General features: G+C 44.7%; 18 protein-coding genes and 1 pseudogene. 17 read left to right on the top strand and 2 right to left on the bottom strand.

Annotated elements, in window-relative coordinates:
- Positions 1-182 precede the first annotated feature (182 nt).
- From VZ94_RS12335 to VZ94_RS12290, 11 genes and pseudogenes are all read left to right on the top strand, one after another.
- Positions 183-977, top strand: coding sequence for an acyltransferase family protein (locus VZ94_RS12335; RefSeq protein ID WP_082081610.1), 795 nt, complete (start codon positions 183-185; stop codon positions 975-977).
- A 183-nt stretch (positions 978-1,160) separates the two neighbouring features.
- Positions 1,161-1,577 carry a ferric iron uptake transcriptional regulator gene (gene fur, locus VZ94_RS12330; RefSeq protein ID WP_045779457.1) on the top strand — a complete coding sequence of 139 codons (417 nt, stop codon included), beginning with the start codon at positions 1,161-1,163 and terminating at the stop codon, positions 1,575-1,577.
- Positions 1,578-1,586: 9 nt separating this feature from the next.
- Positions 1,587-2,836, top strand: a pseudogene (locus VZ94_RS12325) (lipoprotein-releasing ABC transporter permease subunit).
- Complete coding sequence (lolD, locus tag VZ94_RS12320) at positions 2,829-3,509, top strand: lipoprotein-releasing ABC transporter ATP-binding protein LolD (RefSeq protein ID WP_045779456.1); 681 nt, start codon at positions 2,829-2,831, stop codon at positions 3,507-3,509. Before VZ94_RS12325 ends, lolD begins: the two are co-directional and overlap by 8 nt.
- Before the next feature lie 431 nt (positions 3,510-3,940).
- The gene (locus VZ94_RS12310) at positions 3,941-6,223 is read left to right on the top strand and encodes a DNA internalization-related competence protein ComEC/Rec2 (RefSeq protein WP_045779454.1); all 2,283 of its coding nucleotides are present in this window, start codon (positions 3,941-3,943) and stop codon (positions 6,221-6,223) included.
- A 3-nt stretch (positions 6,224-6,226) separates the two neighbouring features.
- Positions 6,227-6,646 carry an AIM24 family protein gene (locus VZ94_RS28980; RefSeq protein WP_239649893.1) on the top strand — a complete coding sequence of 140 codons (420 nt, stop codon included), beginning with the start codon at positions 6,227-6,229 and terminating at the stop codon, positions 6,644-6,646.
- Positions 6,567-6,935, top strand: a complete 369-nt coding sequence (locus VZ94_RS28975; RefSeq protein ID WP_239649892.1) for an AIM24 family protein — start codon at positions 6,567-6,569, stop codon at positions 6,933-6,935. The genes VZ94_RS28980 and VZ94_RS28975 overlap by 80 nt, the downstream gene beginning before the upstream one ends.
- Positions 6,936-7,163: 228 nt before the next feature.
- Entirely contained in the window at positions 7,164-7,748 is a 585-nt protein-coding gene (locus VZ94_RS12300) for a hypothetical protein (RefSeq protein ID WP_045779453.1), read from the top strand.
- Between the two features lie 211 nt (positions 7,749-7,959).
- Complete coding sequence (locus VZ94_RS24470) at positions 7,960-8,097, top strand: type II toxin-antitoxin system HicA family toxin (RefSeq protein WP_239649894.1); 138 nt, start codon at positions 7,960-7,962, stop codon at positions 8,095-8,097.
- 2 nt (positions 8,098-8,099) lie between these two features.
- On the top strand, positions 8,100-8,312 hold the full coding sequence (locus VZ94_RS12295; protein WP_045779452.1) for a type II toxin-antitoxin system HicB family antitoxin: 213 nt from the start codon (positions 8,100-8,102) through the stop codon (positions 8,310-8,312).
- Positions 8,313-8,585: 273 nt separating this feature from the next.
- A complete protein-coding gene (locus VZ94_RS12290) occupies positions 8,586-9,542 on the top strand; it encodes a hypothetical protein (RefSeq protein WP_045779451.1) in 957 nt (318 codons plus the stop codon).
- A gap of 67 nt (positions 9,543-9,609) precedes the next feature.
- Here VZ94_RS12290 and VZ94_RS12285 read toward each other — a convergent pair whose 3' ends face one another.
- On the bottom strand, positions 9,610-10,320 hold the full coding sequence (locus tag VZ94_RS12285) for a ComF family protein (RefSeq protein ID WP_045779450.1): 711 nt from the start codon (positions 10,318-10,320) through the stop codon (positions 9,610-9,612).
- 66 nt (positions 10,321-10,386) lie between these two features.
- Here VZ94_RS12285 and bioB point away from each other — a divergent pair, with 66 nt between their 5' ends.
- The 6 genes from bioB (at position 10,387) to VZ94_RS12255 (ending at position 16,651) form a co-directional block, all read left to right on the top strand.
- Positions 10,387-11,346, top strand: coding sequence for a biotin synthase BioB (gene bioB / locus VZ94_RS12280; RefSeq protein WP_045779449.1), 960 nt, complete (start codon positions 10,387-10,389; stop codon positions 11,344-11,346).
- Positions 11,347-11,603: 257 nt separating this feature from the next.
- Positions 11,604-12,695 (top strand): 8-amino-7-oxononanoate synthase, encoded by a 1,092-nt coding sequence (gene bioF, locus VZ94_RS12275; protein WP_082081606.1) that lies wholly within the window; start codon positions 11,604-11,606, stop codon positions 12,693-12,695.
- The gene (gene bioH / locus VZ94_RS12270; protein WP_045779461.1) at positions 12,695-13,459 is read left to right on the top strand and encodes a pimeloyl-ACP methyl ester esterase BioH; all 765 of its coding nucleotides are present in this window, start codon (positions 12,695-12,697) and stop codon (positions 13,457-13,459) included. Before bioF ends, bioH begins: the two co-directional genes overlap by 1 nt.
- A complete protein-coding gene (bioC, locus tag VZ94_RS12265; RefSeq protein ID WP_045779448.1) occupies positions 13,456-14,259 on the top strand; it encodes a malonyl-ACP O-methyltransferase BioC in 804 nt (267 codons plus the stop codon). Before bioH ends, bioC begins: the two co-directional genes overlap by 4 nt.
- Positions 14,256-14,948, top strand: coding sequence for a dethiobiotin synthase (gene bioD, locus VZ94_RS12260; protein WP_045779447.1), 693 nt, complete (start codon positions 14,256-14,258; stop codon positions 14,946-14,948). Before bioC ends, bioD begins: the two co-directional genes overlap by 4 nt.
- Positions 14,949-15,022: 74 nt before the next feature.
- The gene (locus VZ94_RS12255; RefSeq protein WP_045779446.1) at positions 15,023-16,651 is read left to right on the top strand and encodes a multicopper oxidase family protein; all 1,629 of its coding nucleotides are present in this window, start codon (positions 15,023-15,025) and stop codon (positions 16,649-16,651) included.
- A 134-nt stretch (positions 16,652-16,785) separates the two neighbouring features.
- Here VZ94_RS12255 and VZ94_RS12250 read toward each other — a convergent pair whose 3' ends face one another.
- The gene (locus VZ94_RS12250; RefSeq protein WP_045779445.1) at positions 16,786-18,981 is read right to left on the bottom strand and encodes an HzsA-related protein; all 2,196 of its coding nucleotides are present in this window, start codon (positions 18,979-18,981) and stop codon (positions 16,786-16,788) included.
- Positions 18,982-19,089 lie beyond the last annotated feature (108 nt).

The raw sequence follows: 19,089 nt of genomic DNA, 5'->3' as shown, positions 1-19,089 counted from the left end.
TAGATTCGTTTTACGAGAAAGTATTGGCTAATTTAGTGATGGGAGGCACTACTTTTTTTTTTTGTATTTATTTCAGGCTTCTTTTTTCCATCATGCGTTTTATCCTAAATTTCAATATCGGCAATTCCTATGGAAAAAAGCGAAATATGTGTTATTGCCCTATACCTTTCTAACACTCGCCGGTGTTGTCTGTTTTATTGTTTATTTGGAGCATCCCTCGGCCTGTGCTGAAGTTTTTTATCACCGGCTCAATAAGTCATTGGTATCAATATATTTGGCTAAGTGCCCAGTATTGGTGGGTGGGAAACATCCTGGCCGCTTATTGGTATATCCCCTTTATCATGATTTTTTTTGTGCTTTCACCGATATTTATTAAGCAGATACAACTCCCTATAAAAATTCAGGTGAGTTTGTTTTTGATCTTATTATGCATTTCAACCTTAATTCATCGGCCATTGGATAATTTTCCACATCTACATTCGGTGATTTACTTTATGCCGGTATACATGCTGGGAATTATTTGCTCAATAAAGAGAGAACAAGTATTTAAATTTCTGGTAGGCAAGGGTTTTGTGTTGGGAATCGCTGTTGTTTTGATGTCAATGGCGCAAATTTTGCTCTACGACCATTATGGGAATTTTCATAGAAATCTCCTATTGTCTTATGATGGGATTGATATGATGCTGCTACAAAAAATATTGATGTGTTTTTTCCTGTTATCGGTACTGCAGAAATTTGAGCATAAAGACTTACCCTTTTTAAAATATATCGCTTCTGCCAGCTTTGCTATTTATTTCATACACCCTTGGGTTCTTTATTTCTTTGAATACTTGTCAGATTTTGGGCATCTTAATATTTTTATTGGACAGCTAGGTTTCGTGGTTGCTACACCGGTCGTTCTTGCTATCAGTTTAGTTATGGCGGCAACGTTTAAGAAGGCATTTCCTAATAAAAGTCCTTTTATTGTCGGTTGGTAAGCGGGGTAGGTTGTTGGATTTTCGTCCTTGCTGAGTTGACTTGTTTCATAAGCCTCTTTAGGTTTTTTTGTTCAGTAATGTTTCTCAGTCAAACCCGATTTGCTCAGATTAAGTTATTAATATGTCACTACGGACAATGGTAAACTATAGACTAAATACGTCAGGATTTATCGGAGCATACCTTTGGAAACGAATGATTTAAGAAATGTGGGCTTAAAAGTCACTTTGCCCAGGCTTAAAATCCTCCAGATTTTAGAAAAACAAGTTGATGAACGGCATTTAACTGCTGAAAAAGTCTATAAAATTCTGTTAAGCGAAGATGAAGACATTGGTTTAGCAACGGTTTATCGCGTGTTAACTCAGTTTGAAGCGGCAGGGTTAGTGACACGCCATCATTTTGAAGGCGGTAACTCGGTGTTTGAGCTGAGTACCGGCGACCATCATGACCATATTCTGTGTGTAAAATGCGGTAAAGTCGATGAATTTACCGACGAGGTTATCGAAGCACGACAAAAAGAAATCGCGATTAATTTAGGCTATGAGTTAACCGATCATGGCTTGTATTTATATGGCTTATGCCCTAAATGTAAAAAACCTTAAAGCCCCCTAATGTTTAAACCCTTAATTTTCTATATTGGCTTGCGTTATACGCGTGCCGAACGCCGTACTCAGTTTATTTCTTTTGTCACATTAGCATCGGTTTTAGGTATTGCGTTAAGCGTTACGGCGCTGATTACCGTGTTATCGGTGATGAATGGCTTTGTTGAAGAGATTAGTCAACGCATGTTAAGCATGACCGCACATGCCACCGTGACCGGTGCATCCGGTGAATTAAGCGATTGGCAAAACATACAGCTACAGCTTAAAACTAATCCTCATGTCATGGAATCAGCACCGTTTATTACTGGGCAAGTGATGATTAATGCTGACCGTCGCGTCAGCGGCACAGTATTAAGCGGCATATTGCCTGAAACAGAGGCTAAGGTGTCAGAAGTTGCGAATAAAATGCTGGCCGGTTCGTTAACAGATTTACATGCCGGTGAATACGGGATTGTGTTAGGTGCTGAATTGGCATCTTATTTAGGCGTATTAATCGGCGATAAGATAACTGTCATTACGCCACAAGTGACATCAACACCAGCAGGTGTGGTGCCGAGAATGCGCCGGTTTACTATTGTCGGCGTGTTTAAAGTCGGTATGTTTGAATACGACCGCAACATGGCGTTTATTCATTTAGACGATGCCGCTAAGTTATTCCGTTTTGAAAATAACGCCGTGTCTGCGCTACGTGTGAAACTGGATAACGTGCTAAAACGCGCCACAGGTTACGCAAATGTTGGCGGATAAGTTTAGCCCGAATTATTTAGTCAGCGATTGGACTAAAGCGCATGATAATTTTTTCCAAGCAATAAAAATGGAAACGCGTGATGTCAATTATTCTGTTATTAATGGTTGCCGTCGCAGCGTTTAATATTGTGTCTACGCTGATTATGGTGGTGACCGATAAACGTAGCGATATAGCGATTTTAAAAACCCAAGGCTTGACTTCACCGGCCGTCATGGGCATTTTTGTCGTGTTGGGTACGGTGATTGGTGTGTTCGGTACGTTATTAGGCAGTTTAGGTGGCGTGTTATTAGCGCTGAATGTGGCTAAGCTGGTTAAAGCCGTAGAGGATACATTTGGTTTTAAATTTTTATCCGCTCAGGTTTATTACATTAGCGACTTACCGTCTAAATTGATGTGGGGCGATGTTTATGTCATTGCCAGCATGGCATTTTTATTAACGGTGTTAGCAACGCTTTATCCCGCGTGGCAAGCCGCGAAAGTCAACCCAGCGGAAGTGCTGCGTTATGAATAAATCCATCATATTAAGCTGTAGCGGTTTATGTAAGCGTTATCAACAAGGCACACTGGACGTTGAGGTGTTAAAAGGCGTGGATTTAACCATCACGGCTGGAGAGCGTGTTGCGATTATGGGCGCTTCCGGTTCGGGTAAGAGTACGCTGTTGCATTTGCTAGGTGGTTTAGATAAGCCGAGTTCAGGTGAGGTCATTTTAACCGGCGTTAATTATAAGCAAGCCAATAGCAGAAAATTAGCGCGTTTGCGCAATCAGGCGTTAGGCTTTATTTATCAATCGCATCATTTATTAAGCGAATTTACCGTGCTGGAGAATGTCGCGATGCCATTGCTTATTGCTGGGCAATCGGTAAAAACAGCGCGCTCGGACGCTGAAGCGTTGTTAAAACGCGTCGGTTTAGGGCATCGTATCGAGCATAAGCCGGGTGAATTATCAGGTGGTGAGCGGCAACGCGGCGCGATTGCTAGAGCCTTAATCAATAAACCTGCCTTAGTGTTAGCCGATGAACCGACTGGTAATTTAGATAGCAAAACCGCAGAGCAGGTTTACGCATTAATGCTAGAGTTAAATCAAGAGTTAAACGTCAGCTTTTTAGTCGTGACGCATGACCATGAGCTAGCGTCTAAATTAGAGCGAGTGTTACACATGGAAGATGGGGTGATTAAAACTTAGCTATGTGAAAAATATGAAAACATCCAACAGATTTATCCGGGTTATATTGTCGATACTGTTTGTACTGGCTGGTTTTTGGATGTTGAATTATTCACTATATTGCTTTTGGATCTCAGGAGGTCCGCCAAATGATTATCCAGAAGCATGGTATCAGCAAGGGATTATTAGTGGGTGGTATAGCATTACGCTATTAGTTTCTGCGATATTTGCGCAGTTTACGCTTAAGCAAATAAAAAAAAGTATATTTGCAAAAATGGTTATAGTTTTGGTCCTGTTAGGGCTTTGTTATCCTTACGTCAGGCAGTATTTGCTTATCGATAACTGTTTGGACTCTGGCGGCAGTTGGTCATCAAAGTATTTCAAATGCGGCAGCGTCAAATAGCAAGTCGTTCAAGTCGACTGTTCTACTTCAAAGGCTCCATTTAAGACTTATGTTAAGCCATGCGTTTGCTTTATTCATCGGGGTATTATGCGCTCAGTATTTGCCTGAGCTACCCGATGGGCGAATGCTGGTTGTGTTAGTCATATTTATGCTGGTTACGGCTTGGCAACGTTGGTGGTGGCTGTTGGCATTACTTGTCGGCTTAACATGGACAATAGCCATCGCGAATAATAGGTTAGCACAGCGTTTACCGGAAAACTTAGCCGGTAAAGACTTAATCATTAGCGGTCAGGTGTTAAGCTTGCCCGATGGCGATAGTAAGGCCTTGCGTTTTGACTTTGCACCCGATGTCAGTGAGCTTAAGTTACCGGATAAAATTCGTTTAAGCTGGTATCAGGCAACTATGTCGGTTAAAGCGGGGCAGTATTGGCGATTTAATGTCCGTTTAAAACCGCCGCACGGGCTGTTAAATCCAGGTGGTTTTGATTATGAGCGCTGGGCGCTAAGCGAAAATATAGGCGCAACCGGTTATATTCGCCCATACCCTAAACCGGTGCTGTTGGAGGAAGGTTCGGCCTGGCGGGATATTAATGTGCTTAGGCAGTTGATTAGCGATTATTTAGCTCAACATCAGCATTCGGCGTTATTAACCGCGTTAACGATAGGCGATGGCCAGGGCATTAGCCGTGAACAATGGGATGTGTTTAGGAAAACGGGCACGACACATTTAATTGTGATTTCCGGTTCGCATATCGCGTTAGTGGCAGGATTGGTGTATTGGTTAGTGGTTAAACTTTGGGCGTATAGCGGTGTGTTGCGTTATTCGGCGCAGAAAATCGCCGCTGTCATTGCCGGTTTGTCAGGTGTGTTTTACTCGGTATTGGCCGGGTTTTCTATTCCAACCCAGCGCGCGGCTATCATGCTATGCGTTTACATGTGGGCATTACAGCAACAGCGCGTCTATAAGCCCTTGTCGGTGTTAGCGATAGCGGTTGTGGCGGTGGTGTTATTCGACCCGTTTGCGGTCTTTGCGCCAGGCTTTTGGTTGTCGTTTTTAGCGGTGTTTATTATTGTCTATTGCTTGTCTGGACGCTTAAAACAGCCTGGGCTTGTCATCGAAACCTTAACCGTTAATTGGGCAAGCTTCGTCGCGTTAACGCCCATTGTGTTATTTTATTTTCAACAGTTTAGCCTAAATGCGCCGATTGCTAATTTAATAGCGGTGCCGTTTATTAGCGTGATTATCGTACCGTTGGCATTAATAGCAGTGGGCTTATTGTTTATTTGGCTAGATGCAGCAGAATGGTTGTTAACGCAATTAGATACGCTCTTAGCCTATGGTTATCAAGGTTTAACCACTATTGCCAAGCTGCCTTATACCACATTGACCTTGTCGCAACCGACTTGGCCGTCGCTGCTATTAGCGCTACCCGCCGTGTTATGGTTATTAGCACCTAAAGGTATACCGATGCGCGGTTTAGCGTTGGTTTTACTCTTACCGTTATTTTTTACTGAAGGCGATAAGCCGCGCGTGGGTGAGTTTAACGTGACGGTGTTAGATGTAGGCCAAGGTTTAGCTGTTGCGATAGAAACGGCTGAGCATTGGTTAATCTATGATACCGGTGCAAAATTTTCGTCAGATAGTGATATTGGCTTGTCGGTGTTAATTCCGTTTTTACGCATACACGGCGTGACGGCGCTGGACAGTTTAGTGATTAGTCATGGCGATAACGACCATATTGGCGGTAGCGCATCGTTATTAGCTGAAATTCCAGCACGTCAACTATACACCAGCGTACCTGAGTTATTATCGGCTTATCAGCCAGAGTTATGTCGCTCAGGTCAGCATTGGCAATGGGAAGGCGTTGAATTTACGATGTTAGCCCCGTCTGAGCAGCGTTTAGGCTCGGAAAACAATCAATCCTGCGTCTTAAAAGTCAGTAACGGTCAGTATTCGGTTTTATTAACCGGCGATATTGAAGCGGAAGCCGAAGCGTGGTTAGTCGAACATCAACGCGAACAATTAGCCACAACGGTGTTACTCGCACCGCATCATGGCAGCAAAACCTCATCGACCACGCCATTTTTATTAGCGGTGCAACCTGAAGCAGTGATTATTTCCGCCGGTTACCATAATAGCTTTGGTCATCCGCATGAGTCCGTCGTCAAACGTTATCAACAATTAGGCATTCACGCTGTCAACACAGCGGATAAAGGCGCGCTAAGCCTATATTTCACACAACAACGTTATGCGCTAATAAGTCAACGTGAAAGCCAGGCCAGGTATTGGCATAATACGCAGCAATTTCAGCTAACAACACGAGAGGAGTGAGTCATGGCAGAGTTTACTGTCACCGGAGATGTAGACCCGTTTTTACATGTGAGTCTTAAACGCGGTGAGAAAATTTATTGCGAATCTAACGCAATGGTGATGATGGAAAACGGCTTAGAGTTAAAAGGCAAAATGACCGGCGGCATTGGCGGCGCGTTAACACGGGTTTTCGCAACCGGTGAGTCGTTTTTCCAGCAACACATCGAAGCGGTGCGTAGCGATGGCGATTGTTTATTATCACCCGCGTTACCTGGCGCGATTCAAGTCTTAGAAGTCGGTCGCGACAGCTATATGCTGACCGATGGCGCGTTTTGTCGCGGCAGAAAGTGGCGTAAATTTAAACGTGCGTACGCAAAATGTGGGTTCGGCATTATTCGGTCATTCAGGTGGTTTTTTTGTTTGCGAAGCCACAGGCGTCGGTAAATTAGCTGTCTCAGGCTTTGGTTCAAGTTTTACCTTAGATGTCACGCCAGATAAACCTATTACGATAGATAATGCCCATGTCGTGGCGTGGGATAGTCGTTTACACCACGAGATTTCAGTCGCCACGCAATCAGGCGGTGGCATTTTCGGGCAATTAGTCAACAGCGTAACCAGTGGCGAAGGCGTGGTGTTGAAGTTTTCCGGTACCGGTAAAGTCGTGATTTGCTCGCGTAGCCGGGATAATTTTATTGCGTGGTTAGTGAAGTTGTTGCCGGGTGGGCGTTCGTGAGTGTTTGGTTTAATGGAGTGTGGGAGCATAGTTGAGTTTCAAGCTTTCAAAACCTGAGGGCCTGGCTAACTGCTTCCATAGTGAAGTAGTCCATGTAGTATTAGCTAAATAGTGGATTCGAAACTGAACAATCACCAATTCCGGCAAAATATACCAAATTAATACGTTCAGACACTATCTTCAGAAACGTAGAGTTTTTCAGAAGTATTTTTAAACTAGGTAATTACAATGGAATTCGTACAAAAGAAAAAATCGAATAAACACACTTTCACGCTTCATGATGACTATTTTAATTTCGCGTATAAAGATAACAATGGGTCTGGAGATGTTGATTTAAATTATGCGGATTTGCCGCAAAAATCGTCTGTTCAAATCGAACAAAATGAATGGTTTAGGAATGTAGGCGTTCTGTGGGTTGCATTAGGGATTGTCCAGTATAGCCAAGCTATTTTCTTAAATATGCCCTTAGCAGGCAAGGGAGTTTGGATAACCGTTGGTTCGGCATGCCTTATCTGGTTTTACCTTTCAAAGGTAAAGTACACCGTATTTCGTACCGAACGAGCAAATGTTCTTGTTATTCAGGATAAAAATCATGACAAAATCATCGATGAACTAAATAAGAGAAGAAAATCACAGCTTCTAGCATGGTATGGAGATGTCAACCCCCAAAATAATCTTGAGAATGAGATACAGAAGTTTAAGTGGTTGGCGGAGCAAAACATCTTGAGCAAGGAAGAAGCCGAGATAAAAATTGCTCAGGCGGAGCTCCTACAAAAGGCAAACACTCAGCTACCTAAGGAGAGGCTAAACTAACGCTGTAAGGTGGATTCGCCGCTAGGCAATCCGTCATTCCGGGCCGCACCGATGGCGGTTTGCTGCTGCCAAACCTCCTTACTTCGCTAAAAAGTCACGTTGTTGTTAGCTCACAGCTTCGATGTTAGTTTTTACTTAACAAAGACGTACAATCGCCTTCATGAAAGTTTCTGAGTTATTGAGCATTTTAGAAAAAGATGCTTGATTTTTGGTGCGTGAGCGTGGCAGTCATCGTCAATTTCATCATGGTACTAAATCTGGAACAGTCACTGTTGCGGGTAAACTCAGCATTGACGTGCCTCGCGGCACGCTGAACAGCATTTTGAAACAAGCGGGTTTGAAGGAGTAACTATGCGATATATGGTTATAGTTGAGAAAGGCGAATCAAGTTATGGTGCTTTTGTTCCTGATTTGCCTGGTTGTGTAGCGGTTGGGGAAACTGAGCAAGAGGTTATTGAGCTGATTCGAGAGGCCATTCAATTTCATCTGGAAGATTTGCAAAATGAAGGTCAGCCAATTCCTCAACCCGTATCAAAAAGCACATTTATCGAAGTAGCTGCGTAAAAGGAATTCGCCGCTAGGCAATCTGTCTTCGGGGCGCACCGATGGCGGTTCACCGTTTTTGATGAGCAGTAATCATCTCTGGAAAAACGGGAGATGATGCCAAAAAATCAGGAACGGGCTGTCGAGGCTGCTATTGAAGAGGTGAAAAAATGAATCAAAAATACTGCTATGTAAAAATCGTTGAATGGTCAGATGAAGACCCATAATAAAAATTATTGCTGATTTACTCTGACCCCGATTTTACTAGACTTTTTATCTAACTCAAGACTTTTTATGAAAAAATCTACTCTCGTTATTATTGCGATAATTACGTTTCTTCCTTCTTGTGCTTACATAGCCATTAAATCTGCGCCGTCAAAACACGATACGGTTACTCGCAGCCGTGCGGCATTAAAAGCTGATGCGTTGTTTTGGCAAATCTTTCATGCTGGCGAATATGAAAAAATTTCCAATGCATTAGAAAGTATGACGGCTGCTTATTTGGATGCTCCTAACGATTCAGTTACGGCTGCACACTTAGGATGGCTCCATATTTGGCGATTAGCAGAGCGTAGTCGGTTGCAGGAAATACCGTCTTTTATCACTGATGATGCGGTATTAGCCCATAAATATTTTCATGAGGCTGTGAGGCTCAATCCTTTAGATGCCCGCTTTTTAGGTTTTCTGGGGAGTTCAATCGTTGCCGAGGGGACGATTCATAAAGATGAAAAGCTCGTTCGCGAAGGGTATTATTTATTGGTGGACTCAATCAGCGAATGGCCTGAATTTAACTTTTTTACTGCAGGCTATATGATGAGTTCGCAACCCGCTAACTCGTCCCAATTCCAAGAAGGCCTGGAATGGCAATGGCGTAATTTAGATGTTTGTGTCGATGAGACCGTCGATAGAAATAATCCTGATTTTTCTAAGTATATGCGATTGCTGACGGTGCAGGGAAACAAACGGGTGTGCTGGAATTCTTGGATTGCGCCACATAATTTTGAGGGATTTTTTTTAAATATGGGTGATATGTTGGTGAAATCAGGTGATTGGGCTACCGCTCAAAAAATTTATGCCAATGCGAGATTATCAGCCGATTATGTCAAATGGAAATTCCGTGACGTACTGGAAAATCGTATTAAAAATGCACGGGATAACGTTGCTCAATTTAACGATGATTCGAGTGGTCCATCGGGTGTAAAAATCATGTTTAATTCGTCATTCAACTGTGTGGCATGTCACCAGCAATAATATTGAGCTTAAGTAGGGGGCACCCGACATAAGCGGTTAAACTAAGTATTTCGCGATGTTAGTCGTATCAAGATTTTTTATACCAAGCCCTGGCGCATACCCATAATTCGACTCGTTCAACACCTTGATTTTTTAAGGTTTTGGTCAGCTCATCCGCTGTCGCGCCGGTGGTCATGACATCGTCTAGTAGTGCAATATGCTTAGCCGGTAAAGGTTTAACTACGCTAAACGCATGTTTGATATTTTGCCGACGCTTTTTAGCGGTTAATTGCGTTTGTTGCTCCGTCGGGCGGTTGCGTTTACAGCTATAAAAATCAATAGGTAACTTCAATTCGGTCGCAACAATTCTTGCGATTTCCAGCGCTTGATTAAAACCGCGTTCCCGGTAACGTTGCCCATGTAACGGTACCGGTAATATCAGTTCGGGTAAGTCGTCTCCTGGGATATGCTCGGCTAATAACTGTCCTAAAATACGCGCATTTTTAAAATCACCACCGAACTTCAATTGGGTAATCAATAACTGCATGGCATCTTGGTATAAAAACGGTGCCAGTGTTTTATCAAAAGCCGGTGTTAACCTTAAACATTCCCCACAAACAAGCCCTGATTCATTGGTTGCTAGCGGGCGCGCGCATAGTGAACAACAGATGAGGTTACGCGCTAAGTCTCGGTAACAATACTCGCACAAGTCTCGACCTAAAAAACCTTCATGCCCGCATAAAACACAAGTAGGCGGTAGCAAGTAATTCTGTATAATATTAAGCCAGTTGTAACCCATAACAATAATATCAAGTTGACAAGTGTTTGAGTAAAGTCGCTCACACTATACCCGGAGAACATAGCCATGTCTTTAATTCGCCACGATTGGCAAACCAGTGAAGTGCTCGCGCTTTTTGCAACGCCGTTTAATGATTTGATTTTTAACGCACAAACGCTGCATAGACAATTTTTTGATGCCAATGAAGTGCAAATCAGTAGTTTGCTCAGCATTAAAACTGGCTCATGCTCAGAAGATTGCGGCTATTGCCCGCAAAGCGCGCGTTATCATACCGGTTTGACGTCTGAAGCCCTCATGCCAGTGAGTGATGTAATACAAGCAGCAGCGCAAGCCAAACAACAAGGTGCCTCGCGTTTTTGCATGGGTGCGGCGTGGCGTCAGCCTAAAGACCGCGATATAGAGCGTGTCGTTGAAATGGTACAAGGCGTTAAAGCCTTAGGTATGGAAACCTGTGCAACTCTCGGTATGTTAACCGATAGCCAAGCCGCACGTTTAAAAGACGGTGGTTTGGATTATTACAACCATAACCTCGATACTTCAGAAGATTATTACTCTGAAATCATCACGACACGCACGTATCAAGACCGTTTAGATACTTTAGATAGAGTGCGCGCGGCCGGTATTAATGTCTGTTGCGGCGGTATTGTCGGCATGGGTGAAAGCGATGACGATAGGGCGAATTTGCTGGTGCAATTAGCTAACTTGCCTAAACATCCCGAAAGCGTACCTATCAACATGTTGGTGCAAGTCGAAGGCACGCCGTTAATGGGTACCGATGCGCTAGACCCGTTACTGTTTATCAGAACTATTGCCGTGGCGCGCATTATGATGCCAACTTCGCGTGTCCGATTATCGGCAGGCCGCAATAGCATGAGCGATGAAATGCAAGCCTTATGCTTTTTGGCGGGTGCGAATTCTATTTTTTATGGTGAAAAGCTATTAACCACCGATAACCCCATGACTAACCATGATAAGCAATTGTTTAACCGGTTAGGCTTACATGCGGGTGGGTCTAGTTATGCGTAATTTCGTAGGTACAAACGTCGGCTACCAACTTAAGTAGGGACAGGGCGTTTAGAGAGCAGGTGTCGGCAGCAGGGATGCTGCCGCCAAGCCTACAGGGATGTATTTACGGCGTCCTGCGCTCTGAATGTCCTGTTCCTATTTAGCATTGTCTCGTCTAAAGTGCATAGCCCATAAGCCTAACTAAACCATGTCGTTTTCCCACTTACAACATCACTTACAGTCACTAGCCGCACAAAACCTTTTACCGCACTCGGCGTATTTTAGAAACCGCCCAAGGCGTTAAGGTAAAGGTAGACGGGCGCAACGTTATTAATTTTTGTAGTAACGATTACTTAGGGTTAGCAAGCCATCCTAAAGTGATACAAGCCTTGCAGCAAGGCGCAGAACAATACGGTGTGGGCAGTGGTTCTGCGCATTTAATAGCGGGTCACAGCCAGGCGCATCATGAGTTAGAGCTGGCTTTAGCCGAGTTTACTGGGCGCGAGCGCGCATTGTTATTTTCGACTGGGTATATGGCTAATATTGGCGTAATGACTGCGTTATTAAACGCTGGCGACACGGTATTAGAAGATAGGCTGAATCATGCGTCGTTACTCGATGGTGGTTTAAGCTCTGGCGCGCGTTTTCAGCGTTACGCTCATGCGAATAGCCAGCACTTGGCTGAGCAGTTAGCGAAAGCGAAAGCGAAAGGCAACAAACTGATTGTCACTGATGGTGTGTTTAGTATGGATGGTGATATGGCGCCGTTAGCTGAACTCGCTACGCTGGCACGCGAGCATAAGGCTTGGATAATGGTCGATGATGCGCATGGCTTGGGCGTGTTAGGCGCACAAGGCGGTGGGGTTTTAGAACAGTTGCAATTAACGCAAGACGATGTACCTATTTTAATGGCGACGTTGGGGAAAGCATTGGGTTGTTGTGGTGCGTTTGTTGCCGGTTCAGAAGCGCTGATAGAAACCTTAATTCAGTCGGCGCGCACGTTTATTTACACCACAGCCTTACCGCCCGCGCTGGCGTGTGCCAGTTTAACGAGTTTAACGCTGTTGCGTGATGAAGCCTGGCGTAGAGATAAACTGGCCGAGCTTAGTGTGTATTTTAGCGAAGGTGCTAAGCGCTTAGGGCTTGAAATCTTGCCGTCCGTATCGGCCATTCACCCTGTGATTATTGGCGATAGCGGTAAAGCTTTAGCCGTCAGCCAAGCGTTATTGGTGGATGGTTTATGGGTTACGGCGATTAGGCCACCCACCGTACCTAAAGGCAGCGCGCGCTTACGCGTCACGTTGTCGGCCGAACACGATAAAGCCGATATTGATTATTTATTAACCCGCTTAGCCCATCATTGTCATTAATGACTCAGTTACATATTGAATGCTTAGGTGCGGGTGAACCGCTAGTCATGCTACACGGTTGGTCTATGCATAGCGCTATTTGGTATGAGTTTGCGCAAGAGTTGGCTAAGTCTTACCAAGTTTATCTGGTCGATTTGCCCGGACATGGCTTAAGTGACACAGTAATTCCTTATAGTTTAGCGTCGGTAGGCGATGCGATTATTGCGGCATTACCGAATCAGCCTAGTTATTGGTTGGGTTGGTCATTAGGTGCGACGCTTGCGTTGAGTATAGCCGAGCGTCATCCGGAGCGAGTCAAGCGCTTAGTGCTGATCGCAGGTAATCCTTGTTTTGTTAAACGCGCCGATTGGCCTGGGATGAGGGCAGAGGTATTACAGCAATTTGCTGAGCAGTTATTACAAGATGCGCCTGCCACGTTATTGCGCTTTCTAAGCTTACAAGTACAGGGTATGGCGGCGTATAAGCCGGTGCTAAAACAACTAAGAAGTGCATTATCAAAACGGTCTGCACCGAATAACGCCACGTTACAGGCCGGTTTAGCTTTATTAACCGATACCGATTTAAGACCTGCATTAACCAAACTTGCTCAGCCCGTTATGGCGTTATTAGGGGCAAAAGATGCCTTAGTACCTAAAGCGTTAGCGCCTGCATTAGCTGAATTAAATCCTCAGATACGAGTTAACTGCTTAGCCGGTTCAGCTCATGCGCCTTTTTTATCCGATAGTGCCGAATGTTTGGCACTGATTCATGACTTTTTTCAATGATTGCCGCGACTAATACGATTAAGCAACAGATTAAAGACTCGTTTGCTTTGGCTGCGCCTCGCTATGAACAAGCCGCTCAATTACAACAGGCGAGTGCAATACGGCTTGCTGGCTTGATAAAACCTGGACTTGAGCAATGTTCCGCGCAAACGGTTGTGGAATTAGGTTGTGGTACCGGTTTTTTGACCGAAGCCTTAGCACCGGTTATGACTACGCACCGCTTTATCGTCACCGATTTTGCGAGACCTATGTTGTTAACCACGCAGCAAAAATTGAGCAGCTTAACTACACTGCACTATGCCTGTGTTGATATGGATGCGCTACCTTTTACCAGTAATAGTGTTGATTTATTGTGCGGGAATTTAGCGCTGCAATGGAGTCAGCAGTTAGCTGATAGTTTCAACGACTTCCGTAGGGTATTAACCCGCCACGGCCAGATAATGTTCACGACGTTCGGCGCGAATTCATTAATCGAGTTAAAGACAGCGTGGGCCAGTTTAGATAGCTATCAACACGTTAATGATTTTTATAGCCAAGAGCAACTGTATACCCTATTAAAACAAGCCGGATTTAGCACGATAACACTGCAATGCCAACGCCATGTTTGTGTATATGCTTCAGTGTTTGAGTTAATGCAGGCGTTAAAAACCATAGGCGCGAATAAAATCGTCGGCGCAAGCAAAAAAGGCTTAACGACACGCGCTCAGTTACAAACCTTAGAAAATGCTTATTTGCGTTTAACGCAGGCGTCTACGATTAGCGCGACTTTTGAAATTATCACCCTACAGGCTAGTGTATGAAATCTGGACTATTTATTACTGGAACCGATACGAATGCAGGTAAAACCTGGGCTACGCTCACTTTAATGCACTTATTACAACAGCAAAATCATTGTGTAGTTGGCATGAAGCCGGTCGCATCGGGGTGTTTGTGGCAACAAGGCGAATGGCGTAATGAGGATGCGTTAGCGCTACAACAGGCGTCATCGATACCGTTACCGTATGAGTTAATCAATCCTTATGCGTATGAATTGCCGGTATCGCCTGATATAGCCGGGAGCCATAATCCGGTTAAGCTTGAATTACTGAAACAACGTTACCAAACCTTACAAAGCCTGGCTGATGTTGTCTTAGTCGAAGGTGCGGGAGGCTGGTTATCGCCTATTAATGCAACGCAATCCATGAGTGATTTAGCATTGGCATTGCAGTTACCGGTGTTATTAGTCGTCGCACTACGTTTAGGTTGTATTAATCATGCGAGTTTAACACTTGCGGCGATTAAGCAAGCAGGACTTCGTTGCCTAGGTTGGTTAGCAGTAAGCGTAGACCCGGACATGGTATGTCCTGAGCAAACCTTACAAGTTCTAAAAGCTAGACTGCACGCAGAATTTCTTGGCGTATTAACTTATCAAGCGCAAGCGGACTATCAGCAACTCGGACAGGCGGTTGATTTAAATGTCTTAAGTCAGCAATTAAGTATGACTCAATAGTTTGAATATTAGGATTTTCTGATATAGTTTGACGTGCCGAACGGTACAACAAGACGCAAGTCTGAGGAGAGGAAATGTCAAACTATTATAAGAATTATTCCCGTCGCCGCTTTCTTACCCATACCAGTTTGGGTGTCGCTGCGACGTTATTACCTAACTGGTCGGGCGCTATGCAAGGCATGGCCATGTTGCCCCAAATGCCTAAGCGAACTGCCTCGCCCACGTTTAAACCCGATGTTGAATTTGAATTACGTTGTGAACGAGGGGCAGTACCTATTTTAACCGGACAACAAACCCGCGTGTTTCAATACCGCGCCAAGCTATTAAAAGGGCCTGATAATACCTTAGTCACTTTGCCTGATTCCTATCTAGGCCCACTTATCCAGCTACAACGCGGGCAAAAAGTCCGCATTCATTTACAAAATGCCTTACCCGAAGCTTCCGTGACCCATTGGCATGGCTTACATGTGCCAGCGGAAATGGACGGTCATCCGGTTTATGCGATTAATCCAGGTGAAAGCCTAGTCTATGAATTTGAAGTCTTAAATCGAGCCGGGCTACATATTTATCATCCCCATCCGCATGAGGCGACTGCCACGCAAGTTTATTATGGGCTAGCCGGTGCCATACGCGTTAGCGATGCTGAAGAAACTGCATTGGAGTTGCCTTCTGGCGCGTATGAATTACCGATTGTTATTCAAGACCGCGCCTTTGATGCAGATAATCAACTCGCGTATGGGCATGGTATGCATGCCAGCATGATGGGCAATTACGGTGACCGTATTTTGGTCAATGGCCGTGCCGATTATCAACTTGATGTCGATAGCCGCGCCTATAGACTTAGAATTATGAATGGCTCTAATGCGCGTATTTACAAATTGGGCTGGGATGATGGTACGCCTATCACGGTATTAGGCGTTGATGGCGGTCTGTTGGCGGCCCCGGAAGTTAAGCCATATTTAATGCTAGCACCGGGTGAACGTTTAGATGTCTGGGCGGATTTTAGTGGCCGTAATCCAGGGACGTTACTGACGTTGCGCAGCTTAGCGTTTAGCGGAGCCTTACCATCAATGGGTATGATGATGAATCACTCTAGTTTACCGTTAGGTAGCGATTTTCCCATCATGACGTTTAAGATTGCGCGGAAAATAGACGATAGTCCGAAATTGCCCAAACAATTAGCGTCACTGACACCGCTTACGCTTAACCAATGCTCGAATCCGAATCAGCCTAGGCCTATCGCGATTAGTGAAGGCCACATGGCGATGCTGTTAAACGGTCATGCCTATGAATACAATAATCCATTGCCTACTGAGCGTATTCCAGTCAATACCATTCAATTAATGGAAATTTTCCACGAGCATGGCGGACACGGCGGTATGGGCATGGGACGTAGGCATGGTTCAGGCGGAGGTCGGCACGGACGCATGGGTATGATGATGTCTATGGCGCATCCGATTCATCTACACGGTCAGCAATTCCAAATCATTAGCCGTAGTATCGAAGACGCTGATGATGCAGGCTATGCCAGTGTACGCGACGGTTTTATCGAGAGCGGTTTAAAAGACACAGTCTTAGTCATGCCTGGTGAAACCGTGCGCATTATCAAACCATTTCAAGACTTTAAAGGTTTGTTCATGTACCACTGTCATAACTTAGAGCATGAAGACATGGGTATGATGCGTGAGTTTTTGATTGAATAAAGGGTGAGGTTTCTGCGTCGTTATGGCGCAGAAACCTCTAGTTTTTTGATAAATGTATTTTTCCACGTTACTTAATGGGCGTTAAGCAGAGAGAAACTCTCCGCTAGCCGACGGCTAACAGAGAGTTTAAAGCACTATGGCAAGCTGCCATTACTTTTTAAATACACCAGCAATTGCCGTAACGCTTCTGGTGGGTTAGTTGCTGTCGCATGGCCGGCTTGGTCTTCGGTATTAGGTGCATGACAAGCTGGGCATGTGCGAACTTCACCCGGTTGTAATGTCAACCAGTTGCGCTCACGTACCACAAATTTACCTTTGTCATCAGTAATCTGCCAACTGACGGCTCTTTGCGTGGGTAATAACATTGCAACCGAACCATCATTAGCAATTTTAACGCTACCTTTAGGTGCGCCAGCCGCTAACGGTGGGTTTGCAGTAACCCCGTGTACAGGCACGCCCAATACTCGGCGACCTTGCTTAGGGGTGGTTGAGCCGCAGCAGCCGTATAAGCCACGAATTTGATCGGCTTGAAAGGCTTGAAAATGCGCGACTTCATAGAGTTTGCCTGAGTTTCCTGTCGTTTGTGTGCCAGAACCTTTGACAGCAAGATTAAACGGCTGTTGTTTATCATGACTATCACGTTGCGTGACATTGCGCATAATCGCTAAGGCTAGACCTTTAGATTTCAAATACTGTTTTAAACTCGCTTCAGTCACGCCTTCTTGTTGCAAGATTTGCAGTTCTGGCGCGCCTAAACTGGTCACTCTAGTATTAGGTCGAGTTCTAGCCACTAATTCTACCGGTTGTAATTCCCAGAGTTCAGTCGAGTATTGTCTCAATGTGTCAGGACTGTAATAGCTAATGACTTCAGTAATGCCATTGGTTAGCGGTTGGTCGGCTGTCCAAGTACCACCTGGTAATTGCTTTAATGTGCGTAAACGGAAGCTATAACGTGATTTAGGTGATGATACGGAGTTATCATCAGACACTGTGCCTTCGTTGCGGTCTTGTCGAGTTTCAAACGTATGAGCTGCGATTAACGAGCCATCGGTTAACGCGGCTGGGTCACGATAATGGCCAGAATTTTCCGGGCTAGGTGTTTCATCATCGCCTAGTAAACCAAACGTTGACGGGTCAGTCACATATTCAATACGCATATCATCTGGATTATGACCTGGCTCAACATGGGTTAACCGGACAATTTGTCCTGATGCATGTGCACCAAACTCTGGCGCATTAACGCCTATGAAATCATTAGGGTGGATAGGGTCTTGTTTAATCTGGAAAAAATTGGCGATTTTATTTTGGTTAGGACTGTCGATAACCGCTGTTAAACTTGGATCGTCGGTAAAAACTCCTTCAACATAGCTACCACCTAACTCGTGTCTACCAATATGGTTAACAGTTTCTAATTCGGAGCCATCTTCATTCACTTGCCAAGGGAAAAATTGATTAAAGGCATGACCATGCAAATTAGTACCCGCTAGCGAAATTTCATCGCGTGCAATAGGCTCTGGAAACACTTCTTTGCGGGTATTTAATATCTTGGCTTTAGCCGACTCGCCGGAATAATTAAACGTACCATAATCACCACCGTCTCTATCCGCAGCCGCTTGCTGGTCTTGTTGCAAATGATCCCAACGAGTAAAAATCACCCGGCCAAAGCTGTCAACAAACGGTGAAAAATCCCCTGATGGAGCATGTGTTACCATGGCTAATGCGCCTGTCGTTGGGTTTAAACGCCATAAGCCAGTTACCGTTGGCGCTTCTTCATACTCGTCTAATTGTGGGTATAAATGGCTTTTGCCGCCGCGCGGTCTATCCGAAGTAAAAATGATGCTGTCGTCAGTGCCATACGTTGGGCTTACATTATTGTAGGTTAATGGCTGTTTAGCGACTTTAGTGATAACAGGCGTTTCGTTTTTACCTAAACCGGTAATTTCGTATAACTGCCAGTTAAAACGCTTAACTTGATAGCGTTGGCTGGGCGCACCGATGACCATACTAAAAACCACTTTATTGCCATTCCAATGCACCGCTGGGTCACGCACGGCTATCGCTTGGTCGCTTTGAAAACCGTCTTGCCCAAAGCCTGCGGCTTGAGTTAAGTTTTTTAGGCTACCATCAGGATAGCGTATCCATAAATCACCACCGCGTCCGGTGCTATCTATATCGCCTTCTTGGTTGCAAAATGTTGAGGTTAGGGCGCAAAAGTCACCGGGTATGGGGACTTGAGTGACAAATACAATGGGATTATTGATTTGTGCTGCACAAGGATTGCTTAGCCCTGCTAGCAGCAAGAGGCTTAAGCCAGTTAGTTTCTTAATCATAAGAGTTACCTAGAGAGTATGTAGTTAAAAAATACGCTACCGATGCAATCGGTAGCGTGAAAAGGCGCATCCTTGCTTAAGCGACAGAAGAGGAGACCGTTGCTTAAC

It is taken from the genome of Methylocucumis oryzae (assembly GCF_000963695.1).
Classification (GTDB): domain Bacteria; phylum Pseudomonadota; class Gammaproteobacteria; order Methylococcales; family Methylomonadaceae; genus Methylovulum; species Methylovulum oryzae.
The sequence above is the reverse complement of the archived record's forward strand: the minus strand, read 5'-3'. Positions and strand labels throughout refer to the sequence as shown.

Bases quoted from the DNA above. Each gene is read 5' to 3' on its own strand.
- bioC (WP_045779448.1), top strand. From the start codon at position 13,456: ATGATTGCCGCGACTAATACGATTAAGCAACAGATTAAAGACTCGTTT.
- VZ94_RS28980 (WP_239649893.1), top strand. From the start codon at position 6,227: ATGGCAGAGTTTACTGTCACCGGAGATGTAGACCCGTTTTTACATGTG.
- lolD (WP_045779456.1), top strand. From the start codon at position 2,829: ATGAATAAATCCATCATATTAAGCTGTAGCGGTTTATGTAAGCGTTAT.
- VZ94_RS12295 (WP_045779452.1), top strand. From the start codon at position 8,100: ATGCGATATATGGTTATAGTTGAGAAAGGCGAATCAAGTTATGGTGCT.
- VZ94_RS12290 (WP_045779451.1), top strand. From the start codon at position 8,586: ATGAAAAAATCTACTCTCGTTATTATTGCGATAATTACGTTTCTTCCT.
- VZ94_RS12250 (WP_045779445.1), bottom strand. From the start codon at position 18,981: ATGATTAAGAAACTAACTGGCTTAAGCCTCTTGCTGCTAGCAGGGCTA.
- bioD (WP_045779447.1), top strand. From the start codon at position 14,256: ATGAAATCTGGACTATTTATTACTGGAACCGATACGAATGCAGGTAAA.
- VZ94_RS12285 (WP_045779450.1), bottom strand. From the start codon at position 10,320: ATGGGTTACAACTGGCTTAATATTATACAGAATTACTTGCTACCGCCT.
- VZ94_RS12310 (WP_045779454.1), top strand. From the start codon at position 3,941: ATGTTAAGCCATGCGTTTGCTTTATTCATCGGGGTATTATGCGCTCAG.
- VZ94_RS12300 (WP_045779453.1), top strand. From the start codon at position 7,164: ATGGAATTCGTACAAAAGAAAAAATCGAATAAACACACTTTCACGCTT.
- bioH (WP_045779461.1), top strand. From the start codon at position 12,695: ATGACTCAGTTACATATTGAATGCTTAGGTGCGGGTGAACCGCTAGTC.
- bioB (WP_045779449.1), top strand. From the start codon at position 10,387: ATGTCTTTAATTCGCCACGATTGGCAAACCAGTGAAGTGCTCGCGCTT.
- VZ94_RS12255 (WP_045779446.1), top strand. From the start codon at position 15,023: ATGTCAAACTATTATAAGAATTATTCCCGTCGCCGCTTTCTTACCCAT.